The sequence below is a fragment of the Crossiella cryophila genome (genome assembly GCF_014204915.1).
Classification (GTDB): Bacteria; Actinomycetota; Actinomycetes; order Mycobacteriales; family Pseudonocardiaceae; genus Crossiella; species Crossiella cryophila.
In genome coordinates this window covers 1,781,386-1,807,935 of sequence record NZ_JACHMH010000001.1, presented here as the reverse complement: position 1 = coordinate 1,807,935, position 26,550 = coordinate 1,781,386, and the positions used below count along the sequence as shown (strand labels likewise).

27 protein-coding genes are annotated in these 26,550 nt (G+C 71.0%); 16 read left to right on the top strand and 11 right to left on the bottom strand.

Going from position 1 to position 26,550, the window contains the following annotated elements; all coding sequences use genetic code 11:
* The first annotated feature begins 334 nt into the window (after positions 1–334).
* A complete protein-coding gene (locus tag HNR67_RS08525; protein WP_247763373.1) occupies positions 335–1,333 on the top strand; it encodes a LacI family DNA-binding transcriptional regulator in 999 nt (332 codons plus the stop codon).
* An 80-nt stretch (positions 1,334–1,413) separates the two neighbouring features.
* On the opposite strand, the gene HNR67_RS08520 is transcribed toward HNR67_RS08525, so the two are convergent.
* The 4 genes from HNR67_RS08520 to HNR67_RS08505 form a co-directional block, all read right to left on the bottom strand.
* Positions 1,414–2,013: an HAD family acid phosphatase gene (locus HNR67_RS08520; RefSeq protein ID WP_221489814.1), complete on the bottom strand. Its 600-nt coding sequence runs from the start codon at positions 2,011–2,013 to the stop codon at positions 1,414–1,416.
* 141 nt (positions 2,014–2,154) lie between these two features.
* On the bottom strand, positions 2,155–4,032 hold the full coding sequence (locus tag HNR67_RS08515; RefSeq protein ID WP_185001529.1) for a glycoside hydrolase family 97 protein: 1,878 nt from the start codon (positions 4,030–4,032) through the stop codon (positions 2,155–2,157).
* 139 nt (positions 4,033–4,171) lie between these two features.
* On the bottom strand, positions 4,172–4,381 hold the full coding sequence (locus HNR67_RS08510) for a DUF397 domain-containing protein (RefSeq protein WP_185001528.1): 210 nt from the start codon (positions 4,379–4,381) through the stop codon (positions 4,172–4,174).
* A gap of 16 nt (positions 4,382–4,397) precedes the next feature.
* Positions 4,398–5,246, bottom strand: coding sequence for a helix-turn-helix domain-containing protein (locus HNR67_RS08505; RefSeq protein ID WP_185001527.1), 849 nt, complete (start codon positions 5,244–5,246; stop codon positions 4,398–4,400).
* 169 nt (positions 5,247–5,415) lie between these two features.
* On the opposite strand from HNR67_RS08505, the gene HNR67_RS08500 reads away from it, so the two are divergent.
* Entirely contained in the window at positions 5,416–5,895 is a 480-nt protein-coding gene (locus HNR67_RS08500) for a hypothetical protein (protein ID WP_185001526.1), read from the top strand.
* Positions 5,896–5,923: 28 nt separating this feature from the next.
* Here the strand turns inward: HNR67_RS08500 and HNR67_RS08495 are convergent, their stop codons facing one another.
* The 3 genes from HNR67_RS08495 to HNR67_RS08485 all read right to left on the bottom strand — a co-directional run bounded on the left by HNR67_RS08495 (position 5,924) and on the right by HNR67_RS08485 (position 9,398).
* Positions 5,924–6,352: a hypothetical protein gene (locus HNR67_RS08495; protein ID WP_185001525.1), complete on the bottom strand. Its 429-nt coding sequence runs from the start codon at positions 6,350–6,352 to the stop codon at positions 5,924–5,926.
* A gap of 16 nt (positions 6,353–6,368) precedes the next feature.
* Positions 6,369–7,553: a cytochrome P450 gene (locus tag HNR67_RS46150; RefSeq protein WP_312986785.1), complete on the bottom strand. Its 1,185-nt coding sequence runs from the start codon at positions 7,551–7,553 to the stop codon at positions 6,369–6,371.
* Positions 7,554–7,778: 225 nt separating this feature from the next.
* Entirely contained in the window at positions 7,779–9,398 is a 1,620-nt protein-coding gene (locus tag HNR67_RS08485; RefSeq protein WP_185001523.1) for a glycosyl hydrolase family 8, read from the bottom strand.
* A gap of 399 nt (positions 9,399–9,797) precedes the next feature.
* Between HNR67_RS08485 and HNR67_RS08480 the strand changes: the two genes are divergently transcribed.
* From HNR67_RS08480 to HNR67_RS08440, 9 genes are all read left to right on the top strand, one after another.
* The gene (locus HNR67_RS08480; protein WP_185001522.1) at positions 9,798–10,847 is read left to right on the top strand and encodes a gamma-glutamylcyclotransferase family protein; all 1,050 of its coding nucleotides are present in this window, start codon (positions 9,798–9,800) and stop codon (positions 10,845–10,847) included.
* A 52-nt stretch (positions 10,848–10,899) separates the two neighbouring features.
* Positions 10,900–11,505 carry a DUF4232 domain-containing protein gene (locus HNR67_RS08475; protein ID WP_185001521.1) on the top strand — a complete coding sequence of 202 codons (606 nt, stop codon included), beginning with the start codon at positions 10,900–10,902 and terminating at the stop codon, positions 11,503–11,505.
* Between the two features lie 15 nt (positions 11,506–11,520).
* Positions 11,521–12,309, top strand: coding sequence for a transporter substrate-binding domain-containing protein (locus tag HNR67_RS08470; protein WP_185001520.1), 789 nt, complete (start codon positions 11,521–11,523; stop codon positions 12,307–12,309).
* Between the two features lie 160 nt (positions 12,310–12,469).
* On the top strand, positions 12,470–13,030 hold the full coding sequence (locus HNR67_RS08465; RefSeq protein ID WP_185001519.1) for a hypothetical protein: 561 nt from the start codon (positions 12,470–12,472) through the stop codon (positions 13,028–13,030).
* A complete protein-coding gene (locus tag HNR67_RS08460; RefSeq protein ID WP_185001518.1) occupies positions 13,030–13,707 on the top strand; it encodes a hypothetical protein in 678 nt (225 codons plus the stop codon). The genes HNR67_RS08465 and HNR67_RS08460 overlap by 1 nt, the downstream gene beginning before the upstream one ends.
* Positions 13,708–13,806: 99 nt before the next feature.
* Positions 13,807–14,106, top strand: a complete 300-nt coding sequence (locus HNR67_RS08455; protein ID WP_185001517.1) for a putative quinol monooxygenase — start codon at positions 13,807–13,809, stop codon at positions 14,104–14,106.
* A complete protein-coding gene (locus HNR67_RS08450; protein WP_185001516.1) occupies positions 14,103–14,855 on the top strand; it encodes a helix-turn-helix transcriptional regulator in 753 nt (250 codons plus the stop codon). The genes HNR67_RS08455 and HNR67_RS08450 overlap by 4 nt, the downstream gene beginning before the upstream one ends.
* Positions 14,856–15,027: 172 nt before the next feature.
* Positions 15,028–15,576 (top strand): carboxymuconolactone decarboxylase family protein, encoded by a 549-nt coding sequence (locus tag HNR67_RS08445; protein ID WP_185001515.1) that lies wholly within the window; start codon positions 15,028–15,030, stop codon positions 15,574–15,576.
* A 17-nt stretch (positions 15,577–15,593) separates the two neighbouring features.
* Positions 15,594–16,424, top strand: coding sequence for a hypothetical protein (locus HNR67_RS08440; RefSeq protein ID WP_185001514.1), 831 nt, complete (start codon positions 15,594–15,596; stop codon positions 16,422–16,424).
* Here the strand turns inward: HNR67_RS08440 and HNR67_RS08435 are convergent.
* The gene (locus HNR67_RS08435; protein WP_185001513.1) at positions 16,402–18,135 is read right to left on the bottom strand and encodes a M14 family zinc carboxypeptidase; all 1,734 of its coding nucleotides are present in this window, start codon (positions 18,133–18,135) and stop codon (positions 16,402–16,404) included. The two genes, HNR67_RS08440 and HNR67_RS08435, sit on opposite strands and share 23 nt — an antisense overlap.
* A gap of 241 nt (positions 18,136–18,376) precedes the next feature.
* Here HNR67_RS08435 and HNR67_RS08430 point away from each other — a divergent pair, with 241 nt between their 5' ends.
* Genes HNR67_RS08430 through HNR67_RS08415 form a run of 4 tightly spaced genes read left to right on the top strand, consistent with a single transcriptional unit; the run spans position 18,377 to position 22,089 of the window.
* Entirely contained in the window at positions 18,377–18,637 is a 261-nt protein-coding gene (locus HNR67_RS08430) for a hypothetical protein (RefSeq protein ID WP_185001512.1), read from the top strand.
* Between the two features lie 6 nt (positions 18,638–18,643).
* A complete protein-coding gene (locus tag HNR67_RS08425) occupies positions 18,644–18,895 on the top strand; it encodes a hypothetical protein (protein ID WP_185001511.1) in 252 nt (83 codons plus the stop codon).
* Between the two features lie 30 nt (positions 18,896–18,925).
* Positions 18,926–21,721, top strand: a complete 2,796-nt coding sequence (locus HNR67_RS46145; RefSeq protein ID WP_185001510.1) for an FtsK/SpoIIIE domain-containing protein — start codon at positions 18,926–18,928, stop codon at positions 21,719–21,721.
* Positions 21,718–22,089, top strand: coding sequence for a hypothetical protein (locus HNR67_RS08415; RefSeq protein WP_185001509.1), 372 nt, complete (start codon positions 21,718–21,720; stop codon positions 22,087–22,089). The genes HNR67_RS46145 and HNR67_RS08415 overlap by 4 nt, the downstream gene beginning before the upstream one ends.
* 6 nt (positions 22,090–22,095) lie before the next feature.
* Here HNR67_RS08415 and HNR67_RS08410 read toward each other — a convergent pair whose 3' ends face one another.
* A complete protein-coding gene (locus HNR67_RS08410; RefSeq protein ID WP_246492993.1) occupies positions 22,096–22,737 on the bottom strand; it encodes a TetR family transcriptional regulator in 642 nt (213 codons plus the stop codon).
* A gap of 98 nt (positions 22,738–22,835) precedes the next feature.
* Here HNR67_RS08410 and HNR67_RS08405 point away from each other — a divergent pair, with 98 nt between their 5' ends.
* The gene (locus HNR67_RS08405) at positions 22,836–23,846 is read left to right on the top strand and encodes an NADP-dependent oxidoreductase (RefSeq protein WP_185001507.1); all 1,011 of its coding nucleotides are present in this window, start codon (positions 22,836–22,838) and stop codon (positions 23,844–23,846) included.
* Here HNR67_RS08405 and HNR67_RS08400 read toward each other — a convergent pair.
* Together HNR67_RS08400 and HNR67_RS08395 are read right to left on the bottom strand one after the other, a co-directional pair.
* On the bottom strand, positions 23,843–24,877 hold the full coding sequence (locus HNR67_RS08400) for an amidohydrolase family protein (RefSeq protein WP_185001506.1): 1,035 nt from the start codon (positions 24,875–24,877) through the stop codon (positions 23,843–23,845). The genes HNR67_RS08405 and HNR67_RS08400 overlap by 4 nt on opposite strands.
* Positions 24,878–24,886: 9 nt before the next feature.
* On the bottom strand, positions 24,887–26,539 hold the full coding sequence (locus HNR67_RS08395; protein ID WP_185001505.1) for an FAD-binding oxidoreductase: 1,653 nt from the start codon (positions 26,537–26,539) through the stop codon (positions 24,887–24,889).
* Between the last annotated feature and the right edge of the window lie 11 nt (positions 26,540–26,550).

The window sequence follows — 26,550 nt, the reverse complement described above, 5'->3', positions numbered from 1 at the left end:
GATTGCCTACAACAGCTTCCCTAAACCATCAGTGTTGCCGAATGTCGTGCGGGGAGCCTGTTCGGAGTAGCGTCCGGCATCCAGGAGTTCCACTTTTGTCGAGCTTCCGCCAGTTGACTGCGGCCGTTCGGGTGGGGATCACCGAGACACCTGGACAGCCCACACTCAGCAGCCGACAAACCCCCTAGAGTGACGGCTGTACCGGAGGGGGTTCAAGGGGGTTGGAGTGGTAACTCGGCCAGAGGCCGCTGGCTGGCGGCCAGTGGCAGTTTCGCCCGGCGCGTCCTTGTCCCTCACTCGAAGTCGGCGGCGTGATCGTCCGACCTTGCGCGAGGTGGCGGCGGCGGCCGGGGTGGATGTGTCGACAGCCTCGCGGCTGTTGCGGGGACAGGACACCGCCTATCGGGCGGAGACACGGCAGCGGGTACTCGACGCCGCCGAAGCGCTCGGGTATCGCCCGAACGCACAGGCTCGCGCACTGCGCCTGCAACGACAGCAGGCCATCGGTCTGCTCGTGCCCGACCTGGACAATTTCGGCTTCACGCAGATAATGCGGGGCGTCCAGGAAGTGGCGACCGAGCAGGACTACACACTGATGGTGGTCGAGGCCGGCAGCGGTGAGGGCGCGGGCAACGCCTACGACAAGCTCGGGCTCGAAGGCAAGGTGGACGGCGTGCTGGTGGCCTTCGCCAGCGTCGATGACCCGAACATCCAGGAGTGGGCCTCCCGCGAGCACCTGCCCATGGTGCTCGTGCAGCGCGGCACCCCCGGCTACCCGGCCGCGGTGGTGATGGACGAGGTGCGCAACGTCTCGATCATGGTCGATCACCTGGTGGAACTGGGGCACCGGCGGATCGGTCATGTGAGCGGACCACTGCGCACCGACACCGGCCTGCGGCGGCGCCAGGGTTTCGCCGCGGCCATGCGGTCGCACGGGCTCACCGTGCGCCCGGAATGGATCTGCGACGGCAACTTCCACTGGCGGGGCGGCCACCAGGCAGCCCTGCACATCCTGGACGCGCCGGCCGCCCAACGGCCGACCGCCCTGGTGGTGGCCAACCTGCTGAGTGCCCTCGGCACTCTCAGCGCAGCCCGTGAGCTGGGCCTTTCCGTGCCGCACGACCTGAGCGTGATCGCCATCGACGAGCACATCGTCGCGGCGCACACCGACCCTCCCCTGACCGCGGTGAAGACGCCGCAACGGGAGCTGGGCCGTGCCTCGGCACACATGTTGTTGCAGGTGCTCCAGGGGAACCGGCCCAGCAAGCTGGTGCTCCCCACACCGCCGGAACTCGTGGTGCGGGCTTCCACCGCACCCGCGCCGTCGGCGTAGCTGGACAAAGCAAGCGCGAACATTCGTGGGCGCCACCGGGTCAGGGTGGCGCCCACGTTTGTTGCTCGGGTCCGGCCAGATCAGTCCAAAGCGCCGTCGTAGTCGGGGAGCTTGAAGGTGCGTTCGGCGTGGCCGCCTGCCAGGTCCCAGGTGTTGTTGCCGACGTTGGCGACGATGGTGTAGCCCTGCTTCTCGATGGCGATGCGGGCGTCGGTCTTGACCTTCTCGGTCGGGTCGAAGTTGAACCAGGGGCGCAGGTGCAGGCCGTCCACGGCGTAGCCGACCCGCTTGAGGTTGTCCTCGGTTGGCAGGCCGAGCAGGTACGGGCGGTTGGTGACGAAGAAGATCGACGCGCCCTGTTGCTTGGCCCGCTTGGCCGCGGCCAGCACCGGTGGGATGGCCGGGGTGGGGATGCCGAAGTTGTAGGCGGTCTCCAGCGTGGTGTTGTCGATGTCGAAGACCACGGCCTTCTTGCCGCCGCCGGGCAGCCTGCTGTCGAGGTAGCTGCTGAGCTGGGTGGTCACCGCGGTGACGTCCCGGATCCAGGTCTCGTACGGGGGCTTGTCCGCCGCGAGGCGGGCCGGGGCGGGGGCCGTCGGCGCGGCCAGCGCCGCGGGCGCGCCCAGGCCCAGTGCCGCCACGGTGATCATCCCGACCAGGGCGGATCGCAGAACCCGCATGTCGCCTCCTCGCAGTCAGCGCGCTGTCGTCACGCGCCCGGCAAGTGCAGTGCAGGCGCGTGACGACAGCGTGACCGCGAGGTTTACCGGTCGGTAGCACCGAACGGCGGTAACGCGAACTATCTTCGGGAATTCGGCCGATCAGCCAGCCGGGCGCAGCCGGACGACGTAGCCCCCGTTCTTGGCCACCGGCACGGACAGGGTGCTGTCCCGACTCACCCGCTGGCTGGTGCGGACGATCTTGCCTTCCGGGCCGTCGCCGTAGATGTCGGCCGTCCACTCACCCGCGGGCAGGAAGGACAGCGCCGCGTCCACATTGCGGCCCGGACCGGCCAGTGCCGCGCCCACGTACCACTCGGCGCCCGCCCGCCGGGCGAACACCGCGTGCTTGCCAGGGTCGCCGTCGACCAGCTTGGTCTCGTCCCAGGCCGCCGGGACCGAGCGCAGCAACTCCTCGGCCAGTGGCTGCTTGGCGTAGTTCTCCGGGCTGTCCGCGAAGTGCTGCACGCCGGACTCGAAGACCACGGACAGGGCCAGCTCACCGGCGTCGGAGTTGGGCCGCACGCCGCTGAAGGTCACCGGGGTGAAGTCCATCGAGCCGGTCAGGTTCCTGGTGAACGGCAAGGTCAGGTAGTGCTCGATCGGGAACGGCTCGCGCCCCGGCCGCGGCTTGGTGCCCTCCGCGCCCTTGACCGCCTCCACCGTCATCACGTGCGGCCAGGTGCGCTCGGTGCCGCGCGGGATCGGCGCCCCGTGGAAGTTGAGCATCAGCTTGTACTTGGCCGCGGCCGCGAAGACCATGTCGTACCAGCGCATCCGGTCCTGGCCGTCGGACTCGACGAAGTCGATCTTCAGGCCGACCACGCCCCAGTCCTGGTACCGCTTGAACAACCGCTCCAGCTCGCTGGGGGTGTCGATGGTCTGCCAGCGCACCCACAGCCAGGTGTCCACGTTGCGCGCCTTGGAGTAGGCGACCAGGTCCGGGATCCAGGCGTCCGCCCAGCCCGAGTCGACCAGGTTGTACTCCCAGCCCTGCTTGCTCGCGTAGTCCACGTAGCGCTTCTGCAGGTTCAGGTCGCCGGTGCCCAGCGCCCACCAGGACCAGGCCGCGACGCCGGGCTTGATCCAGGAGGTGTCCGCGATCTTGGACGGCGGGGCCAGGTCGGTGATCAGGTCGCTCTCGGTCACCGTGGCCAGGTCGCCGACCACCAGGGTGCGCCATGGCGTGGCCAGCGGGCCGTTGCTCACCTCGGCCGGGTCCGGCAGCACCAGCTTGAAGCGCCGGTCGGCCGGGTCCAGCCGCACCCGCGAGCCGCCGTAGCGACCGTCCACATCGGACTCGGCCAGCAGCAGCCAGCTGTCGCCGACCTTGAACAGCGAGGGGTAGCCGTACTCGGTGGCCTCGGCCTGGGCCACGCTGCTGTGCTTGTGCGCCGACTCGTAGTCCCCGCGCCCGTTGTCGAAGGGCAGCAGGAAGGAGTCCGCGGCGGCCGGCACGGCGAACTCCGATGCCTCCCCGACCACGGTCACCCACTTCGGGCCGGAGAGCACGTAGCGGTAGGCCACGCCGTCGGCGGAAACCCGCACCACCACGTCGATCCGCTGGCCGTCCTTGATGAAGCGCAACGTGGTCTCGGCCGCGTCCGTGCTGTGCTCGCGGCGCTTGCCAACGGTGGTCGTGTACTTCTCGTGCACCGCGCGCTGGCTGATGCCGGTGAACCGCAGGCCGCTGGTGAAGTCCGCGTGCGCGGTCTCCACCCCCAGCGCGGACGGCTCCAGCACGGTGGTCTCACCCCGGCGCACGGTCAGCTTCAGCCGCCCGTCCTGCCCCAGGTCCAGCTCGGCCGACGGGGTCGCGGCCGCGCCTGGCACGGAGCGGGCGCCGGGCGCGGTGAGCTGCCAGTTCGTCGCGGCGCTGGCGCTGCCGATCGCGGGCAGGCTGAGCGTGACCGCGCTACCGGCCAGCACACAGACCAGCGCGACCCTGGCGCCGCTGCGGTGCGGCGATTGTCGTCTCATCGTGCGTTCCCTCCCAGATACCTGGCGGCAGGCACTCCGAGTCAACCCGGTCGCGTGAAGTACTCCTGTATACGTTTTCAGCCTTCATATGAAGGGAGGGCGGCCGACCATGTCGACCGCCCTCGTCCACCAGGTGCGACTAGACCAGGTCGAAGGACCCGGCCAGCAGTGTCGACTGGAAGGTGCCCCACGCGCCGGGGGTGAACACCAGGGCAGGGCCACTGGCGTTCTTGGAGTCCCGCACGCCGACGACGTCCGGGACGACAGCGACCTCCACGCACTGGCCGCCATTGCCGCTGCTGCGACTGGACGTGCGCCAGGTGGCGTAGAAAAGGTCGGAGGACAACATACTGACCCCTATTTACTCAGAATTCACTTACTGCCCGCTCGATGACCGCGACGGACTCGGCCGGGCCGAGTGCCAACGCTTGCAGGCGGTCGAACGTGAGCTTATACACGTCCAAATCCGCGGCTTCATCGAGATAGGCGGCGGAGGTCAGATCCTCCAGATACACCAGCGTGGGAGCCGGTTCGTCAGGGAAACGGAGCATGGTGAAGGTGAATCCGATGGCCGCGTGCGCCCCGGACCGGAAAGGCAGCACCTGGATGGTCACGTTGGGGCGACGCTGCACCGCCACCAGAAATGCGAGTTGTTCTCGCATAATCGCCGGACCACCCACCATCCGGCGAACGGCGGCCTCACTCATGATGAGATTCAGTCGCTGAGGGTCACCACTGAGCAGCCGGGCCTGCCGCTCCGCCCGCACCCGCACCAGCCGCTCCACCTGCTCCTCGGCCAGCTCCGGGCTGACCGCGGCGATCACCGCCCTGGTGTACGCCTCGGTCTGCAGCACGCCGGTGATCAGCTCGGCCTCGTAGACCCGCATCTCGCAGGCGGCCGACTCCAGGCCGACGAAGGTGCGGAACCAGTCCGGCACCGCCTTGCCGTAGCGCGACCACCAGCCGCGCTTCTTCGCCTCGGCCGCGATGACCAGCAGGGACGCTGACAGCTCGGCGGGGGCGGAATAACACTCGAGCAGCTTCTCCAGCTCGGCCCGCTTCACCGCGACATTGCCCAGCTCGATCTTGGTGATCTTGGACAGCGAGCAGTCGAGCAGCTCGGCCGCGCTCTCCCGGTCCACGCCTGCGGACTCGCGCAACCGACGCAGTTCCGCACCGACGTGCCTGCGACGCACCGTGGGGCTTTCGGCCATGTAGGGCCTCCTCGTCAACCTCCGGCACGCACAGTTACACCTTCGAGGGATGTGGAAAATGGAACATTCTGTTTTACTGTGCGATAAGTCTGGGTGGCCGCACGGTACAGGTCACCCCGTCTCACTCATTCGAGTGACCCCGGCAAGGCAGCAGGAAGGGACCAGGACCATGACCACCCCGGCGACCTTTCCGTCGCCCGCCGCGCATTCGGTCAGCACTCACCGACATCGGGCAGGCGAGCTGAACCCGATTGAGGAACGTATTGCCGAATACATGCACATGTCGCTACGTGACCAACGTTTGTTGCTCGCCTCACTGCGCGAGCGCAGCGTCGAATTCCGCGCCTTCGACCGCCGCTCCTCACTTTTGGTCTATACCGCACTGGTGGGATTCACGCTGGTAGCGGTCTCGGTGACGCTGCACAGTTTCAACGTGCCACGTTTCCTGGCCAGTGGCTGCGCGGTCGGCGCGCTGCTCGTGCTGGTGGTCGTGCTGGTCGGCATCACCCGCCGCCGGGAGGCGCTGCTGTGGGCCGCGGTGGCCGCGCACAGCCTGGATCTGGACCGGGCGGAGTTCGGGCGCGTGCTCAACCCGCCCCGGCAGAGCGGCGAATGGCTGCCCGAGCCGCGTTCCGCGGAATCGGGCTGAGACCCGGGAGAGCGGAAGGCTCGGGAGTTCAGTCCCAGAGCACGGGGGTTTCCGCGCAGCGCGGGGCCGGGATGGCGGTGCCCCTGGCGAACTGCGCGCACGGGGTGAAGGACAGCGCGGGCGCGGCCAGCGCGAGCAGGCTGACGAAGAAACGCTGATCAGCCACGGTGATCACGAAGTCCACCCCGGTGCGCCGCGGCGGGACCGGATCCTCCGAGGCGTCCCGGCGACGGTCCTCCTCGGCCATCAGCAGCAGGTGCCGGTAGGCGGCCTCGCCACCGGCGGGTGTCTGGGCGTCGAAGGCGGCCACGAAGGTGGTGCAGCTCGGGTCGAAAGCGCCCGCACCGCGTACCAGTCCGGCCAGGTCAGCCCAGGTCCGCGCGGCATCCGCGGGATCGGCGAGGCTGCCGTAGGCGCGTTGCACCAAGCGCCGGTGGGCGCGCTGGGGCGTCGTCATCTCGTCCTCCCGATTATCAGTGCCACTCAACCGGCAGCTCCCGCACGCCGTAAACCGCCATCTCGTGCCTGAACTTCACCTGATCGGGGGCAATGGCCAGCCGCAATCCCGGAACTGGCAACAGAGCGCGCACGGCCTCGGTCAGCTCGGCCCTGGCCAGCAACTGCCCGAGGCACTGGTGCACCCCGTGCCCGAAGGCCAGGTGCGGGGCGGCATGCCGCTGGAGGTCGAGTTCGTCCGGCTCCGGGTAGACCGCGGCGTCCCGGTTGGCCGAGGACAGCGAGACGATCACGCCGTCGCCGCGGGCCAGCCGCACGCCGCCGAGGTCCACCTCGCCCAGCACCGCCCGCACCACGCCCTGCTGCACCACGGTGGCGTGCCGCAGCAGCTCCTCCACCGCGGCGGGCACCAGCCCCGGATCGGCCAGCAGCTGTGCCCACAGCGCCGGGCGGCGCAGCAGGAGCAGCATGCCGATGCCGATCATGTTGGCGGTGGTCTCGTGCCCGGCGACCAGCAGCAGCCTGCTCATCCCGACCAGGTCGTCCTTGGTCAGCTCGCCGGTGCGCACCCGCTGCACGGCCAGCCTGCTGATCAGGTCCGCGGCCGGGTCGGCGAGCTTGCGGGCGACCAGGCCGTCCAGGTAGTCCCACAGCTCGGCCATGGCCGCGGTGACCTCGTGCCCCGGCCGGGAGCGGTCGAGCTGGATCTCGCTGCGGCCGGCGAAGAACTCGCGGTCGGCGAAGGGCACGCCGAGCAGGTCGCAGATGACCAGCGCGGGCAGCGGCCGGGCGAAGGCGCTCATCAGGTCGGCGGGCGGGCCCTGGCCGAGCAGCCCGGCCAGGCAGTCCCGGACCACGGCCTGGATGCCGGGGCGCAGCGCGGCCATCCGGCGCACGGTGAACTCGCCGGTGAGCATCCGGCGATACCGGCCGTGTTCCGGCGGGTCCATCGAGAGGAATATGCCGGGCATCCGGGGGCCTTCCGGCGCCGGCCGGATCTGCGGGAAGCCCGGATTGGCCGGGTCGCTGGAGAAGCGCGGATCGCCGAGCACGAACCGGGCATCGGCGTACCGGGTGACCAGCCAGACCGTCTCGCCGTGCGGGGTGCGCACCAGCGAGACCGGCTCGTGCGCGCGCAGGTGGGCGAAGCGCGGTGGTGGGTCGAGCGGGTTCACCCGGCTCGGCGGGTAGTCCGGGGGCACCGTCTCATCAAACCCGGCGCCCCCGGACTTCGAAAGGGGTGAGGGGTTGCCCCCGCCGCCAGACGGACAACCCCTCACGTTCATGGTGCGACCTGCTGTACCTGGTACGGATCGCAGTGCCGGGATGGTTCAACCCAATTCGTGAGACCGCTCCCAACCACCCGAAAGACTGGTCTGCGGCACTGGGCTAAACAACCCCCGATCGTCTCTTCTGTCGGAAACCGGTCATGCCGCCACGTACCGTCCGGCGAGCACGAGCAGCACCTGGACCTGGATGCTGCTGGCGTAGTAGTCGGTGGTGCTGAGCGAGGTGCTGGCGAGCTTGGCCCACAACCGGTCCAGCCACGCCTGGCTGCCGGGGTCGGCCATCGCGGCCACCGCGAACGGCGCGAAGAACGCGGCTGAGCTGCCGCTCTCCACCACCGCGCCGTTGAGGTCGTAGCCCTTGGCGATGCGGTTCGGGTCACCGCCGGTGGCCTGCTTGATCCAGGCGTTCATCTTGCGCACCTGGGCCTGGGCCGCACTGCCGGAGACGGTGATCGCGTCCACGCCGAGCCGCCACGGGTCGCGGCAGGCGTTCCAGCTGTACTTGCCGTCGGTCTCGGCGTTCTCCAGGAACTTGCCGATCGCGGGCCGCAGCGAGGACTGGGTGTCCTGCACGAAGTCCGGCAGCAGACCGGTGTTCGGCGCGAACTGCTGCTGCAACCGGGTGACCGCGTTCTCGGTCGCGCCACGCACGTTGTGCCAGAAGGAATCGCCGGTGGCCTTGGCGAAGGCGCGGAAGTGGCCGGGCATCCAGTCCGAGGAGCGCGAGCCGTTGTTGTGCGAGCCGGAGCTGGCCCAGTCGGCCACCAGCGGCAGCTTGTTGCCGGCGTGGACCTCGCTGCGCTTGATCGCGGCGATGATCCGCAGCGCCTCCTGGCGGTAGTTGTAGGCGCCGCCACTGCCCCACCGGCGGTCGGCCAGCAGCAGTGCGTAGGCGATCTCCAGGTCCGCGTCGGTGGCCGAGTCGCTGCCGTTGACGCTGACGCAGTCCGGGTTCTGCTCGGCCGCGTGCAGGTCCCGGTCGATCACCGAGGGATGGTTCTTGACGAAGCGCAGGATGCCGTCGAAGACCGTGCGCGCCTGCGGGTCGACATCGGCCATCAGCGCGGAGATGGTCATCCCGTAGCCCTGGCCCTCGCCGACGAAGGCGTGGTCGGCGTCCACCGAGCGCACCGCCCACTGGCCGCCGCCGCAGCTGGTGGTGAGGAAGTTGGTCTTCCACTGCTGGTAGTAGCGGGAGAGCACCTGGTCCTGCTCGGCCTGGGAGACCGAGGGGCGCAGCGTGCCGGGCAGGTAGCCACCGGTGGGCGGCGGTTCCTGGCCGCCGACGCCGTAGACCTCGAACTCCCACAGCGAGTAGCCGTAGACGGTGCCGCGCTGGGTGCCGGTCAGCCGCAGGTGCCGGGCGGTGGTGCTGACGTTGATCTCGTCAAGGCCGCCGTCGCCCGAACTGGTGCTGTGCAGGGCACGCCAGGTGTTGCCGTCGTCGGATGCCTCCAGCCGGTAGGCCCTGGCGTAGGCGTCCTCCCAGTTGAGCCGGATCTGCCGGATGTCCTTGGCAGCACGCAGATCCAGCTGGATCCACTGTGGATCGGCGCCCTCGGCGCTGGCCCACCGGGTGCCGGTGTTGCCGTCCACGGCCGAGGGGCCGGCCAGCGACGCCTCCTCCACGGAGGACGTGCTGACGTTTGCACCCAGGGCGAGGTTGGTGGCGGCGGAGGCGGTGCCCGCGCCGACGCAGAGACCGGCGAGCAGTGTCGTGACCACGACACCGGTGATCAGCCGAGGTGAGCCGTTCATGGTTTCGCGTCCTCTCGACTAGCGGATCGGGAGAAGCGGCAGGGGGATCCGAGGGTGACCCAGGCCACGTCGGCCGTCAAGGTTGTTAGGTAACTTTCCTGTCTATTGCGGCGCAAACTGGCCTGCTTGGGGCAATCGTTTGTGCCAACTGGCCGAACGCAGCCGAACGCGGCCGGTGCGTCACACGCAACGGCCGCGTTCGTAAGGGAGGCGGGCGCCCATCTCTCCCCCATGCCGATGGACGCCCGCCTGGTCAGCGCCCCCGGCTCCAGCGGTCCGGGTTGGGGCCTCTCGCCGGAGCTTTGCGCAGTGGGGCTTTGAACACCACGAACGTTATCCGCGGCCCCCGGTGCGGAAGTACGACCGGAGGTCGAGCGGTGCGCTGACGAAAGTCGATGGTTGGCTGGGGCCGTGTACCGCGACGAGGACTTCCCCGCCGACCCGTACCCGGGCGCGGTGCCGCCCACCTCCTACCTGCACACCGACGGCCTCGGCCTGCCGCTGCACGAGACCAGCACCGGCGCGCTGGTCCAGCCCGACGGGGTTGACCTGGACGAATGGCTGCTCCAGCGCGGCGAGGCGCCGTTGTCCGGGCGGATCCCGGTGCTGACCTACGGCTCCAACCGATGCCCGTCCAAGATCACCTGGCTGCGGGAAAACCTTCGTCTACCCGGGCCGGTGGTGGTGCTGCGAGCGCACTGCGCGGACCTGGCCGCGGTGTGGGCCAGCGGGTTCCGGCTACGCGACGGCGCCCGCCCGGCCACCCTGGCCGCCATGCCGGGGGTGACCGAGACGCACGCGGTGTGGCTGGCCACGCCCGAACAGCTCCGGGTGCTGGACGTGGTGGAGGGGCGGGGCGAGCGCTACCGGCTGGCCAGGGTGCACACCGGCCGGGTCACCCTGGGCACCGGCGCGCACCTGGACGGGGTGCTCGCCTACGTGGCCCGCGGCGAGGTGCGCGAACCGCTGCTGGTGGACGGCGAGCCGGTGCGCTGTCAGGAGCTGTCCCAGGCCGCGGCGCGGGAGCTGACCGGCGAGCCGGGGTCCTGCGGGCTGGCGGTCACCGAGATCACCGGCGACCCTGATCCGGGCCTGTGGCCGGACCGGGTGTTCGTCTACGGCACCCTGCAGCCGGGTGGTTCGGCCTGGTCGCTGGCTGCCCCGTTGGTCGGTGGGACGCCGCGGCGGGTGCGTGTGCCTGGCACGTTGTACGACACCGGCGAGGGCTGGCCTGGGCTGCGGATCGACCCGGCCGGCGAGGTGCCGGGCTGGCTGCTGCCGCTGGCCGATCCGGTGGCCGCGCTGCCGGTGCTGGATGAGTACGAGGGCACGGAGTACCGACGGATCCGGCTCGCCCTCGCCGACGGCACGGTGTGCTGGACCTACGTCTTCACCGCGGCCACCGACGGGTTCCGCGTGGTGCCGTGCTGGCCGGCCGGGCACGTGTGAAGATCACCGGCAGCGGGAAACCCGAGGGGGCCGACTCGGGAGGAGAACTGACGTGCGCATCCGACCTTTGCTGGCGCTGTCCGCGCTGACCCTGCTCGCCGCCTGCGGCCAACCAGCCGCCCAGTCCCCTGGCAGCGGCACGCCGAGCAGTGCCACGGCGAGCAGCAGCGCGGCGGCCAGTCCGAGCAGCACGCCCGCGGCCAGGGAACAGCCGCCGGAGGTGACCGCGGCGGCCCAGGTCGGCCGGTGCACCGCGGCGACGCTGCGCGGCGAGCTGAAGGCCGGTGATCCCGGTGCCGGACAGCGCTACGCGACGCTGCTGGTGACCAACACCGGCAAGGCCAACTGCACGCTCTACGGCTACGGCGGCCTGGCCCTGCTGGACGGTTCCGGCAACGCGCTGCGCACCCAGCTGGAACGCAAGCCCAGTCCCGGACCGAAGCTGGTGACGTTGCGCCCCGGCGGCAAGGCCGGCAAGGAACTGCACTGGGGCGCGGTGCCCGGTCCCGGCGAGCCGACCTCCGGCCCCTGCCAGCCCGCCCCGGCCAAGATCAGCGTGATCCCGCCGGACGAGCGCACGCCGTTCGAACTCGGCTGGTCTTTCGGCCCGGTGTGCCAGCAGGGCAAGATCGAGGGCTCCGCCTATCACGCCCTGTGAGCTAGGAGCGCGCCGATGAGGTCCAGGATCCTGCCGCTGGTAGTCGGCCTGTTGCTGATCGGCGGGGTCTCCGCCGCCGCCCCGGCCGGTGACGCCGGGGCGCGCGGCCGCCTTGACCTGGTGACCGCACGCGGTGAGCTGCGGGTGTGCAGCACCGGCGACTACCGCCCGTTCACCTACCGCGCCCCTGACGGCAGCTGGACCGGTATCGACCTGGACCTGGCCCGCGACCTGGCCACCCGCCTCGGCGTCCGGCTGAAGATCGTCCCCACCACCTGGTCCACCCTGCTGCCCGACTTCCGCAGGCACTGCGACATCGCCGTCGGCGGCATCTCGATCACCCTGGACCGCGCCCGGCAGGCCTTCTTCAGCAAGCCCTACGTACGCGACGGCAAAACCCCGATCACCCGCTGCGAGAACAAGGACCGCTTCCAGACCCTGGACCAGATCGACCAGCCGGGTGTGCGCGCGGTGGTCAACCCCGGCGGCACCAACGAACAGTTCGCCCGCGCCAGCCTCAAGCGCGCCACCATCGTCGTGCACCCGGACAACAACACGATCTTCGACGAGATCATCGCCGGCCGGGTGGACCTGATGATGACGGATGCGACCGAAACCCGTTGGCAGGCAAGGCAACGCCCGGAGCTGTGCGCGGTGCACCCGGAGGCCCCGTTCACCTTCAGTGAGAAGGCGTACCTGGTGCCGCTGGGCGATGTGGTGTTCCAGCAGTGGGTCGACCAGTGGCTGAATCTGGCGTTGCACGACGGGACCTGGGCGCGGATCAGCAAGCCCTGGCTGGGCTGAGACCAGGGTTGTCTTTTCGGCTGAACGGGCCAGGTTGTTTCGGCATCCGGCCGATCGAGACCAATTCGAACCCGATTGGTCGTACCTGGTAACAACCGGCGTGGTTCCGGCGACCTGACCACCATCTCTGCTCGGAAAAACGGGACAGCGAGGGGTCGAAGTGCCGGAAGAGGAACCTGGGCCGGTTCGGCTGTGGTGGTGGTCGGCCGCGAACTGGAAGCGGGGGGTGTCGATCTTCGCCGGGGCGTTTCTGTTGCTGTTCGGGCTGATCGGCACGGTGGGTGCGGTCCGTGGGCCGATGCCGCCGGTGACCAGTTCGGTCACCGTGGCCGCCACCGCGGCCAGTTCGACCGTGCCGCTGTCCGCGACCACCGCGGGGACCAGCACCACCAGCGTCGTGGTCAGCTCGGTCACCGCCACCAGCACGCCGGTCGGCAGCACCGAGGCCGTCCCGTCGAGTTCGGCGGAGCCGCCGCCTGCCCCGCCCGGTGGGCGGACCACCAGGGCCGCACCGCCACCGCCACCGCCGCCGCGGACGACCAGGGCGAGCACGCCGAAGCCGCCGCCGCCTCCGCCCAGCAGTCAGAAACCGCCGCCCGCCGGGGTGGTGACGCCCGGCGCGTTCTGCTCGACCGCGGGTGCGGTCGGGGTGTCCAAGACCGGCAAACCCATGGTGTGCGCGCCTGCCAGTGACGGCCGGTTGCGTTGGAGGTCCGCGTGATGACGAATGCGACCGACGCGGTGCGCGTGCTGCGTGTCTGGCAGACGCCGACCAATCCGGTGGCCTACCGCTGTCCGCAGGGGCACGGGGTGCTTGGACTGTTCAGTGATCGGGAGGCGGATACGGGGCTGATCCTGGCCTGTGCCGCGTGCAGTCACCGGGTGCCGGTGGACGCCGCGACCGTGGACCGGGCCGCGGCGGCGGCCGATACCCCGCCGACCATGGCCTTCGGCGCGGAGGAGATCCCGGCGGGCCACGGGTCCTGGCGTGGGCAGCTGGACAACGGGCTGGTGCGCACGCATGGGTGGCTGCTCGTCGGCAATCGGCCGGTCAGCTCGGGGTTGCTCAGCGCCATCGGCGGATTCCTTGTCTCGCTGGGGTTCCTGGCGGGCAACGCGTTGTGGCCGGTGCTGACCACGGCGCTGGGGTACGGGCTGTGGAAGCTCACGGTGGTGCGGCTGCGGCCCGCCTCCCGGGTGCGCAACCACAGCCTGATCACCGCGCGGGAGCTGGTGGAAGGCGATTTTGTGCGGCGGTACGGCCAGATCGGGCCGGTGGCCCGGGTGGAGTCGGCCACGCCGTGGACGGATGGGCTGATCGCGGTGCACTTCACCGGGGGTGGGCAGGCTCGGTGGGAGCCGACGCGGCAGGTTTGGGTGGCTGAGCTGCTGGACTGAGGCTGTCCGATAGGAGCGTGAATCTGTCAGACTGGCGGCAGTGTGCCAGGTGGTGTTCGGGCGAGGATCTTCTCAGCAACCACGACAGAGGAGGTCCACATGTTGATCGCCACCGTAGATTTCAGCACCGCGCCCGCCGACCGGGTCGCCGCGCTCGCCCAGTTCGACGCCGAACGGGACCGGGTGCGGGCCATGCCGGGCAACCGCGATTTCCGGGTCTTCGCCTCGCGGGAGGACGACGGGCAGATCACCGTGCTGCACGAGTGGGTGGACGAGGAGTCCTTCCGCGGCTACCTGGCCTCGGAATCCTTCGCCAGCTTCGGCGCGGTGGTCCGGCCGCTCACCGTCGGGGCGCCGGTGAGCAGGCGATTCCTGGCCGAGCCGGTCGAGATCGGATGACGGCCAAGGCGTACAGCTTCGTGCGGGAGGTCGAGGCGGGGCCCGAACGGGAACTCCGCACCGACCGGCACTACCTGCTGTACGCCTCGGCCGGGGCCCTGCGACTGACGGCCGACGGCCAGGTGTGGCTGCTGCCGCCGGCCAGGGCCGCGCTGGTCGAGGCGGGGCGGCCGATCCAGGTGAGCATCCCCCGGCCGGTGCGCACGGCCTCGGTGCTCTTCGACACCGGGTTCGCCCCGCCGCCGTCCGCGCCGCTGGCCGTGTTCGACCTCAGTCCGCTGGCCCGGTGCCTGGTCGCCGAGTGCGGGGCGTGGGGTGATCCCGACGCGGAGCTGCCGCCCTACGCGGAGACGATGTTCGCCGCCCTGGCCGCGGTGACCTGGCGGCTGGCCGAGCAGCCCAGCCCGGTCACCATCCCGGCCGGGCGGTCGGCGGAGCTGCGGCAGGCACTGCGGCTGACCGAGGCGCGACTCGGCGAGGAAGTGCGCTTCGAGGAGGTGGCGGCGCGGGTCGGGCTGGCGCCCCGGTCGCTGGCCCGCCGGTTCGCCGCGGAGACCGGGATGACCTGGCGGGCGGTGCTGCGCCGGATGCGGCTGGCGCGGGCGATCGAGGAACTGGTCGCCGGGGACGCACCGGTGACCGAGGTGGCCTTCCGGGTCGGCTACGCCTCGCTGTCGGCGTTCAACGCGGCCTTCCTGGAGCTGACCGGCCGCACCCCGACGGAGTACCGCGACAGCTGCCGGGGCTAGGGCATGTCCGCGGAGCCGCGTGGGCGAGAGTCGTGATCGAGGTGGTTCCTGGTGGCGCGGCCGGGCCGCCCTCATACCGGGCGTATTCGGGTGGTCCGGCCGTGCCGCCAGGGGCCGCCTCGGCGCGGCTATCGCGTGCGTGGCTGTGCGGACATGCCCTAGCGTTTCCCGGGTGACGTTGCGGTCGGTGCTGGCGGCGATGCCGGACTACGCCGAGGACATCCGGGCCAGCCTGGAATCGGTGCTCGGGGAGTCCGTGCTGAACACCCAGCGGCTCTGGGGCGCGGTGGTGGCGGTGGCGCTCACCGACGGGCGGACCGGGGCCCTGGCGGGGCTGGTGGAGGAGGCCAAGGGCCGGCTGTCGGCGCAGGCGTGGGACGCGGCCAGGGCGGCCGGGGCTGTGCTGGCCATGAACAACGTCTACTACCGGGCCAAGCACCTGCTGGGCGAGCAGGAGTACCTGAAGATGCCCGCGCGGTTGCGGATGCGGGTGGTGGCGCGGCCGGGTGTAGACAAGGGCGACTTCGAGCTGTGGTGCGTGGCGGTCAGCGCGGTGAACGGCTGCGAGGTGTGCCTTGAGCTGCACGAGCGCAAGGCGCGGGCGGCCGGGGCCTCGGCGGATGAGGTGCACGAGGTGCTGCGGGTGGCGGCCGTGGTGCACGCCGCGGGGGTGGTGCTGGCCGCGGAAGAGGCCCACCGCACCTCCTGTTCACACCACTGAGGGACAATTGGCCGGCGATGGTGGAAGACGAGCTGGAGCTGCTGATCACCGTGGTGGTCGCCGCCGAGAACGAGTCCCAGGCCCGGAATGCCTGTCTGGGGCTGGTAGCGCTGGGCGGCGGGCGGATCGTCGAGGCGGGTGACTGCTCCGATGAGGAGCCGGGCTGCTGGTCGGTGACGATCAGCCAGCCGAGTGACGAGCGGGCCGCGGCCAGTGACGCCGGGGCGTTGTCCAGGGCGGTGCGCACCTTCGTGCGCGGGCTGGGACCCGATGTCAGCGTGCCGAGGGTGTCCTGCGAGCTACCCACCGCCTGGACCGTGCTGGACGATCCCGACCTGGTCACCCAGCTGGTGCCCGGCGGCGAGCGGGTGCTGGTGGAGGCCTGGCTGGGCGCGAGTCCGCTGCTTCCGCAGGCGCCTGCCGACGAGGACCCGGACGAGGTGATCCCCGAGCCGGAGCCGGTGGTGCTGCCGGACGGGCCGGTGCAGCGGCTGCGGCTGTCGGTCGACGTGGCCGCGGACCGGCGGGCCGGGGCGGAGTGGCAGGCCAGGGCGGTGGCCAGCCGGATCACCCACGACGGCGAGCTGACCGACTTCACCCCGTGCGGACCGGGGGTGCTCGGGGTCGAGTTCGACCTCGGACTGGTGCCCGGCGACACCGCGACCGCGCTCAAGGACGCGATGGCCCGGATCGGCGAGGACAACTGGTCCGAGCTGGAATGGGACGGCGAGCACGCGGCCAGTTACTGGTCGGCCGACCCGGCGCCGAGTGCTGGCGTGATCGCCCTGCAGCTCAGCGCCGGACCGGCCGGGGTGCCGGAAGTGGCTACTTCACCCACGCCGCGGTGACCGGACCCCAGTTGCCGTCGGCGTCCTTGGCCCGCACGTAGGCCAGTCGCTCCAGGCCCCAGGCGCCGGCCTTGCCACCCAGTTCCACGGTCGCGCCGTCGCCGCTGACCTTCAGCGGCCGGGCCCGGCCGCCGTCCCAGGGCGCGCGGTCGAAGTAGATCTCCGCCTCGACCACCTTCTGCGCGGCCGGACGGCCGACGCCGACCGTGCCGTAGGCGTTGTCATCGGCCTTGGCGCTGACCTCGACGCTGAACAGGCCGCGCTTGACGGTCAGGCCGGACACGGTCGGGCCCAGCGTGGAGACGTAGGGCTGCCTGGCCGACTTGGCCGCGTAGAGCAGCGCGTCCTTGTTCAGCTCCCAGAACCTGTCCTGGCAGGTGTAGGCCGGGTGGAAACCGTTGCACTCACCGCTGTTCGGGCCGATCTCGAAGGTGAAACCGGCGATGCCCAGCTTGTCGTAGGCCCAGTCGTCGGCCGCGCCGGTGACGTTGTAGAGCACCTCGCCCGGCTGGCCGGTGGTGTAGCCGTTGTAGCCGCTCATCCGGAAGGCCATCGAGCGCAGCCCGGCGTCGTTGGGGGTCTTGACCTTCGGGTCGTGGCCCCATGGCATCAGCACCAGATTGCCGTAGGTGTGCAAGGTGATCATCGCACCGCGGGCGGTCGCCGGGGCGGCGTCGGTCTCGCCCGGTCCGCGCTGGTCCGGGAACAGCTTCTCGAACAGCCCGGCCAGCTGGTGGGTCTCCGGCTCGCTGGCCGCCTTCGGGCCGCGGTAGGTCTGCGCGCAGGCGTTGCCCGAGGTGCCGACCCCGCCCCAGCGGGAGTCCCAGTTGCGGTTGAGGTCGATGCCCTCGTGGTTGCTGCTCCACGGGCCGGGGCACGGGGTGACGCTGTTGCTGTCGTTGCGGTTCTTGCGCTGCCAGGCCGAGCTGTTGGCCGAGGTGCCCGCGTTGGTCAGGCCGTCCTGGACCACGCCGATGCCGTCCGGGTTCACCTGCGGCACCACCCACACCTCGGTGCCGCCCAGCAGCGCGGCCACCTCGGCCTCGCCGTAGGCGCCGTCGAGCAGCCGGGTGATGAACCGCCATGCCTGCTCGCTGGTGGTCACCTCGCGGGCGTGGATCTGGGCCATCAGCAGGAACCTCGGCTTGGCCGAGTCCGGCTTCAGCTCACAGCCGCGCCAGGCCTCGGCGGTGATGCACAGCGCTTCGAGCTGGTTGCCCTTTGCCGGGTCCTGCCCGCGCTCCCAGGACTCGCCGTAGGCCACCCGCCTGGTCAGGTCCGGGTAGTGCTTGGCAACGTCGGCCACGAAGGAGTGAAAACCCTCGACCGTCCGGTAGCCGCCGTAGAACGTCGGATATTCCTTGCCCGCCAGTCGTTTCGGCTTCGGGTAGGCCGCGGCCGCGCGCGGGGTGACCGCGGCGGGGACCTGCTGGACCCGGACCGTGCGCGCGCCGAGCCCGGCCAGCGTGCCGGGCACGCCGTCCTGGCTACGGACCAGGATCGCCGAGCCCTCCCGGCCCAGGACGTCCAGACCGGCCTCGGCCAGCCTGCGGCCCAGTTCGGCCGGGTCGCCGGGGGCGGTGACGTGCAGGATCTGCGCCGCGTCGGCAGCGGCTCCCGGTGCCGCCAGCGCGGGTGCGGGCAGCAGCGCGGCCGCGGCGACCGCGGTGGCGGCCAGCGCGGTGCGCAGCACGGAAAGGCGTTTCGCCATGTGAGCAGCCGTCCTTCCAGAGGATCAGTACCGCTCGATCCTGTGATGCGCCCGTGACCTGGAGCAAGCCCCAGACGGCTGGTGGACGGCACGGCGCGTAGTCCCCGCCCTCACCCCAATGGCGGTGGAAATCAACCCGATCTTGGTTGTACTGAGGAGGTGTTTGGGTACTACCTTCAACTAAATAAGCCGTGCCATGTCCGTGGCACGGCTGGAGTCGCATGGAGGAGCTGGGCGCGAGATGGCAAGTGTGGAGCAGGTACGCCACGGGATCTCACAGGCCACGGAGAAGGCGAGGGAGAGCGTCAACGCCCTCCAACAGGCCGTGACAGCCCTCGAAGAAGCCCAGACCGCGCTGCACCAGGTGACCCAGGGCAGCAGCCAGTCCGACGCCGAACAGGCCGCCAACCTGCTCACCCAGGCCGTGTCGAGCATCGGCGAGACGCAGAGTCAGGTGCAAAGCGCGATCAGCACCGCCGAGGGCTACGCCAACCGGCTGTAGGCGCCGGTGTCCTCTGTCGCGGAGGTGCTGGCCGTACTGGGCACCGTGCGGGACCAACTGCTCCAGGCGCACCAGGGCCTGACCGAGGCCGATGAGCTGCTCGGGGAGTCCCTGGCCGTGCTGGCCAGACTCGGCAAGCACCACTCGGAGTCGTTGACCCCGCCCGAACTGCTCGGCGCCAGCACCCAGCACCAGCGCAGCGTGGAACTGCTCACCGCGGCGCTGGACCGGGTGGAAGGCCTGATGACCTCCCTGTGAGACTGGCGGCGTGATCTTGGGCGGTGCAGCGTGAGCAAGAAAATCGAGCGGCGGGCGCGGATCGGCGAGGTCTTCGGCGAGTTCCACGACGCGGTGGCGATGGCGCTGGGCGCGGCCAGGCAGGAGCACACCGTGGCCGAGGCGCAGCACCGCCGGGCCGAGTTCGAGCTGACCCTGCGCAAGCAGGGAATCCGTGCGGTGCAGGCGGATCCGGCCTTCGCCGGGCAGTACGCCGACCCGGCGCTGCGCCCGCTGGCCGAACACGCGCTGGCCGAGCACGAGCAGGTTTTCGCGCAGTGGACCGGGAACGGCCCGGCCACCCTGGCCGAACTGGTCCGCGAGCACGCGCCCGGCTCGGCAGGGGATCACTGGGAACACTGGCTTGGCCTGCCGGGCACGCACGACGGCAGCGTCCCGGCGCCGGGGCTGTGGCGGATCGGCTCGGCCCGGATCGAGGACGCCTCGCTGGCCGAGGAGTTCCCGGCCGCGGTGCCGTTGCTCGACCACGGCCACCTGCACGTGCTCTCCGACCACAGCACCCGGATGCACGCCGAGGCACTGGTGGAAACGCTGGTGCTGCGCGCGCTGTCCTACTTCCAGCCGGGGCTGGTGCAGGTGCACGTGTGGGACACCGGCCAGTTCACCGGCTCGCTGCCCGGCCTGTACCCGCTGGCCCGCGCCGGGCTGCTCACCGTGCACGACCCGAGCCGGTTGCAGGACCTGCTCACCGAGTTCTCCGAGCACATCCGCCGGGTGCACACCCGGATCCTGGTCGACGGGCACGCCTCGCTGCGCGCGCTGACCACGGCCACCGGCAAACGTTCGGAACCGTGGCGGATCGCGATCCTCTTCGGCAACCGGGAGGACCTGGACGACCAGCTCCGCCAGCAGTTGCAGCGGGTCGCCCGCAACGGACTGGCCTGCGGCATCCAGCTGATCATGGTGGACATGCGGCTGTCGGTGAACAGCCCGCTGGAAACGGTGGAACTGCACCGGGACGGCACCGTCACCGCCAGCATGACCGGCGAGCACGCCACCGTCACCCTGGACGATCCACTGCCGAGGGACCGGGTGCCGGTTGCCTGCGGGGCCATCGCGGACGCGCTGCTGGAGCGGCGCAGCCGGGTGTGCACCTTCGCCGACCTGCTGCCCGAGACCCGCTGGGCCGAGCACTCGGCCACCGGGGTGAGCGCGCCGATCGGCCGCAGCGACGGCCAGGACGTGTTGCTGCACCTTGGCGATTCCTCGCCGCACGCGCTGATCGGCGGGCCAAGCGGCTCCGGCAAGACCAACTTCCTCTACGCCATGCTGGGCAGCCTCACCGCCCGCTACTCCCCCGACGAACTCGAGCTGTACGTGCTCGACTTCAAGGAGGGCGTCTCCTTCGCCCAGTTCACCCCCGGCCGCAAGGACCCGAGCTGGCTGCCGCACGCCCGGCTGGTCGGGGTGAACGTCAACGCCGACCGCGAGTTCGGGCTGGCACTGCTGAAGTACCTGGCCGATGAGATGCGCCGCCGGGCCGAGGCGGCCAAACGGCACGAGGTCACCAAGCTGGAGGAACTGCGCACCGAGGACCCGGAGGGGCGCTGGCCGCGGATCGTGGCGGTCATCGACGAGTTCCAGTTCCTCTTCGCCGAACGCGACGCGGTGACCAACCAGGCGGCCGGACTGCTGGAGGACGTGGCAAGGCGCGGGCGCTCGCAGGGCATCCACCTGGTGCTCTCCAGCCAGGACGTCTCCGGCATCGAGGCGTTCTGGGGCAAGCCGGCCATCTTCGAGCAGTTCATCGTGCGGATCGCGCTGCCCAAGGCACGCCGGGTGCTGGTGGACACCAACCAGGCCGCGATCGAGATCCCCCGGCGGCACGCGGTGATCAACCACGATTCCGGCGTGCGGCACGGCAACGAGGTGGCCCGGATCCCGGACGCCACCAGCCGCGGCACCTTCGACGCGCTCCAGGTCGAGCTGTGGCAACGCCGGCCGGCGCACCTGGGCGAACCCCGGCTCTTCGACGGCGACCACGTGCCCGCACTGTCCACTGTGGAGGATTTCCGGCTGCTGGAACCACGGCGCGGCAGGCCGCCGGTGGCGTTGCTGGGACAGGTGATCGACGTGGCGGGCAGCGCGGCCGGGGTGACCCTGGCCCGCACCCCCGGCCGCAACATCGCCGCCTTCGGCTCGGTGCTGCGCGATGCCACCAGCGTGCTGGCCGCGGCCACGCTGTCGCTGTCCCGGCAGCACCTGCCCGGCGAGGCCAGGTTCACCCTGGTCTGCGTGGCCGAGGACGCCCGGCCCCAGGCCGAGACGCTGACCTGCGCGCTCAAGGACTCCGGCAACGAGGTCGAGCTGATCGACACCGACGGGGTGCGTGCCGCGCTGGACGCGCTGGCCGCCGACCTGGGCGCGCGGGCGGCCAGCGGCGCCGGCAACAACGAACCGGCCCGCCCGCACTACCTGGTGCTCTACGCCATCGACGCGGCCTACCCGTTGCTGGAACAGAAGGATCCGGGCACCCGGCAGTCCGGAGTGGACAGTCTCAAGCAGATCCTCAAGCACGGCCCCGAACTGGCCACCCACACCATTGGCTGGTGGCGCAGCGTGCAGCGGCTCAAGGGCGGATTCCTGGGCGGCGGCATCGAGGACCTTGGCGCCTGGGTGGCGCTGGACGTGCACGGGCCGGACCTGTCCAGCCTGGCCGCCGGGCAGCTGATCAGCTGGTCGCCGCGGCCCCGGCGCGGGCTGTTCTTCGACCGGGCCGAGCACGCCAGGCCCGAGGTCGTCATCCCGTTCGACACCGCAGAGGCCAGCGGGGAGGGCCAACCGTGAACGAGCCGTCCGCGAGCGAGCGCTACCGGGCGATCACCGGCCAGGTGGACGAGGCGGTGCGCCGGATGCAGAAGGTGGACGCCGAACGCGCCAAGGAGCTGTCCGAGGTGGTCCGCCAGGCCAAGGCCCGGCACGAGAAGGCCGAGCGGCAGCTCGAGGAGACCGAGGCGGACCTCAAGGAGAGCTGGCGCGAGGTCGGCAACCTGTTCTACGACGAGCGCTGGTTCCAGATGAAGCCGCTGCCCAAGCCGATGCTGCCAGCCGACGGGCTGTCCATGGAGCAGCGCACGGCGCGGATCAAGGCCGCGCAGACCGCGCTGGAGGAGTTGCTGCGCAAGCGAGGCGGGCTGATCCGGCGCCGGGACTGACCGGACTCACCAGCGTTCGCCGGAGCTGGACCAGGCGGCGGGCAGGCCAGCGATGCCCAGGTCCATCGACTCGATCACCTGCGCCCGCAGCTCGTCCAGGGTCGAGTAGCCGCGCTGGCAGGCCACCTCCATGCCCAGTCGCGCGCTCGCGCACAGCACCCGGATCAGCAGCCGGCAGCGGATGTCCTCGGCCGCGGACACGCCCTGCCGGGTCGCGATGACCTCGGCCAGCCTGCGCTCGGAGACCGCCGAGGTGGACAGCCAGCGGGCGAACAGGGTCGGCGTCTGACTGATCAGCCGGTGGGTGGCGCTGTAGCGGGCCGGGCCGCCGTCGAAGGCGGCGATGTGGTCGAACATGGCCAGGTAGGCGGTGCGGGTGGCGGCCACCGGTGGCTCGTCGGCCGGACGCTGCGCCAGTGCGGCGATGCAGAACTCGTCCAGCTCGGCGAACTGGGACAGCGCCACGTCCTCCTTGCCGGCGAAGTACCGGAAGAAGGTGCGCGGCGAGATCTCCACCGCGGCGGCGATCTCCTCGACCGTGGTGGCCTCGAACCCCTTGCTGAAGAACAGCTCCAGGGCGGCGTCGACCAGCGCGTTCTTGGTGCGCAACTTCTTGCGCTCGCGCAGGCCCAGCTCCTCTTTGACCATGCTCACATCCGTCAGTCTACGCCAGGTGTCGCCGAACGCCTATTGTCATGGTATGTTTTTTGTCAGTGAGTGACACATTCTCAGTTGAGGAGCTCAGCATGACCACCCCGTCCACCGGCCTGGAAATCCGTCTCGCCTCCCGTCCCGAGGGCTGGCCCACCCAGGACAACTTCGACCTGGTCCAGGCCGAGGTGCCCACCCCAGGCGAGGGTGAGTTGCTGGTGCGCAACAAGGTCATGAGCGTCGACCCGTACATGCGTGGCCGGATGAACGACACGCAGTCCTACATCCCGCCGTTCGAGCTGGGCAAGACGCTGCAGGGCGGCGCGGTCGGCGAGGTCGTGACCTCCAACGACCCCGGCTTCGCCGTCGGTGACCTGGTGCTGCACATGGGCGGCTGGCGCGAGTACGCCAAGGTCGCGGCCAAGCAGGTGGTCAAGGTGGACGCGAACCTGGCCCCGGCAGGCGCCTTCCTCGGTGTGCTTGGCATGCCCGGCCTGACCGCCTACGCCGGTCTGCTGGCCGCCGCCCAGTTCCGCGAGGGCGATGTCGTGTTCGTCTCCGGCGCGGCCGGCGCGGTCGGCTCGCTGGTGGGCCAGATCGCCAAGCTCAAGGGCGCTTCCAGGGTGATCGGCTCGGCCGGTAGCGCGGAGAAGGTGGAGTACCTGGTCAAGGAGCTGGGCTTCGACGCCGCGTTCAACTACAAGGACGGCCCGGTCGCCGAGCTGCTGGCCGAGGCCGCGCCCGAGGGCATCGACGTCTACTTCGACAACGTGGGCGGGGAGCACCTGGAGGCCGCGATCTACTCGGCCAAGCAGGGCGCCCGGTTCGCGCTGTGCGGGGCCATCTCGCAGTACAACGAGACCGGCGAGACCGTCGGCCCGCGCAACATGATCCAGGTGCTGGCCAAGGGCCTGAACGTGCGCGGCTTCATCGTCTCGGAGTACCAGCCCATGCAGGAGCAGTTCTTCGCCGAGGTCGGCACCTGGCTGGCCGAGGGCAAGCTCACCTACCGGGAGACCGTGGTGGACGGTCTGACCAACGCCCCGCAGGCGTTCCTTGACCTGCTCAAGGGCGCCAACACCGGCAAGATGCTGGTGACCGTCTAAGCGTTGCGGACCACGCGGCCGTCGTGCACCACCAGGGTGCGCGGCGGCCGTTGCCGTACCGCCTCGGCGACGGAGTCCGCGGCCAGCACCATCAGGTCGGCCCGGTCGCCCTCGATCACGCCGTAGCCGCCGACCCGCAGCGCCCGCGCGCCGTCCCTGGTGGCCACGTCGGCACACAGTTCGACCTCGTCGTCCCGCTCGAACTCATTGGCCTGGGCCAGCAGCCAGGCCTGGTCGAGCAGATCGCCGCCGTCATCGCCGAGGCCGACCGGCACCCCGGCCCAGCGCAACCGGCGCAGCGGCAGCGGATCGCCCCAGGCGGTGGCCAGCGTGGTGACCGAGATGCCGTGCTCGGCCAGCAGTTCGGCCAGCAGCTCGCGCCGGTGATCCTCCACTGTGGACAGTGCGAGGCAGTGCGAGAGGGTGACCCGGCCACGCATGCCAAGGGCGGCGACCCGTTCGCAGATCAGCTCGATCTCGAAGGCGCCCAGTTCGCCGGGGTCGCGCAGTTGCAGGTCGATGCCGGCCGAATGCCGTTGGGCCAGCTCGAAGAGCAGGTCGAGGTGGCGCACCGGATCGCGGTCGTGCCCGGCCGGGTCCAGCCCGCCGAGCAGGTCGGCGCCCGCGGCCACCGCGGCGTCCAGGAGTTTCTCGCCGCGTTCCTCGCGGATGAGCCCACCGGCCACGAAGGCCACGACCTGGATCCTGGCCCGGTCGGCGAACAGCTCGCGGGCGGCCAGCACCTCGTCCAGGTCCTCGGCCGGTCCGTGCACCCGTGCGAGGGTGACGCCGGCCTCGACCAGCCGGGCCAGGGTGGCCTCGGCCTGTCCCGGGCGCGGCCGGACGTGCGCGGCGACCAGGCCGGGCAGCAGCACCCCGCCACCGCCGTCGACCTCGGGAATCCCTGGTGGCGCGGTGAGATCGGATCCCAGCGCGGCGATCGCCCCGGCCTGGCAGAGCACATCGATCGCCGGGGTGTCGGCCGCGGAGGACCACGGGCGGACGGAACGGATCAGCACATCACCGGCCATTTTCGGACCCTAGGGCCTCTCCCCCGGTGACACCAGCTTTCCGGGGTTAAGAACTCCAGTCGGATCCAGCCGGGCCTTGACCGCGCGCAGCACGTCCAGGCCCAGTTCGCCCACCTCGGCGGCCAGCCAGGGCGCGTGGTCCACGCCGACCGCGTGGTGGTGGGTGATGGTGCCGGCGTGGTTGACGATGGCCTCGCAGGCCGCGATTTTGGCGCGCTGCCACTGTTCCAGCGGCGCCTGTTCGGCACGCGGGCTGAGCACGGTGAAGTAGAGCGAGGCGCCGGTCTCGTAGGCGTGCGAGACGTGGCACATCACCACCGGCCGCGAACCCGCGGTGCTCAGCGAGTCGGTGAGCGCACCGCGCACGCCGGTGCGCAACGCGGCCAGCCCGGCCCAGTCGGTGGCGGTCTCCAGGGTTTCCACGCACACCCCGGCGTCCAGCAGCAGATCCCGCTGCCGGGGTCCACCGAAGCGGCCCTTGCGCCAGGCCTCGCCCAGCGGGCGGCCCAGCCGCACCGGACTGAACTCGCGCAGCGCGCGAAGCGCGGCCTGCCGCCGGGTGGCCAGCTCGCGCGGGGAGGTGGTTTCCCAGCCCAGGATGAGCAGGCAGGGCGCGACCACGCCGCGGGTGCGCAGGTAGGCCCGCAGTGCCTTGCCCTTCCAGCCGCCCGCGAGTTCCAGGGATGCCTCGGTCTCGTCCATGTCGGACAGGCGGGTGACATCGGCGAGCACCCGCTGCTGGGCGAGTGCGCGCAGGGCCAGCGCACCGCGTTCCCAGCCGTCCAGGACCAGGCCCTCGTAGTGGTGGAAGGTGGGCGCCTCGCGCACCCGCAGGGTGAGTTCGGTGATCACGCCGAACGCGCCCTCGCTGCCGATGACCAGCTGTTTCAGGTCCGGACCGGCGGCCGAGGCTGGGCTGCCGCCCAGGCGCAGCTCACCGGCGGGGGTGGCCAGCCGCAGCGCGTGCACCATGTCCTCGAACCGGCCGTAGCCCGCCGAGGCCTGCCCGGCCGAGCGGGTGGCGGCGAACCCGCCGAGGGTGGCCCGCTCGAAGGACTGCGGGAAGTGGCCGAGGGTGAAGCCGTGCGCCTCCAGCAGCCGTTCCGCGTCCGGCGCGCGTACCCCGGCCTGGAAGACCGCGGTGTGCGAGATCGGGTCGACCGAGACCAGTTTGTCCAGCCGGAGCAGGTCGAGGGCGATGACCGAGGCCTTGTCCCCGCGCAGCGGGTTGACCCCGCCGACCACCGAGGTTCCGCCGCCGAAGGGCACCACCGCGACGCCGTGTTCGGCGCAGACCTCCAGCACCCGCTGCACCTGCTCGGGATCGGCAGGCAGCACCACCGCGTCCGGCACCGCGGGCTCGCCGCCGCCCCGGTGCCGCATGAGGTCCACATAGGACAGTCCGCCGGAGCGGCCGAGCCTGGCGTCCCGGTCGGTCAGCACGCCTGCCGTGCCGACCACCGCCACCAGGGCGGCCAGCGCGGCCGGGGGCAGCGCCGAATCGGCCACGGTGTGCAGCGAGGCCGGGCCGACCGGGGTGGCCACCTCGGCCAGGCCGATCCGGGAGCGGAGCCAGCGCAGCGCGTGCGGCGGCAGGTGGGCCGCCTTCGCGCCCTCGGGCGTCCAGGTGTTGCGGAGGGTGTGGTCGATGCGCTCGGTCACCGCTACAGTGT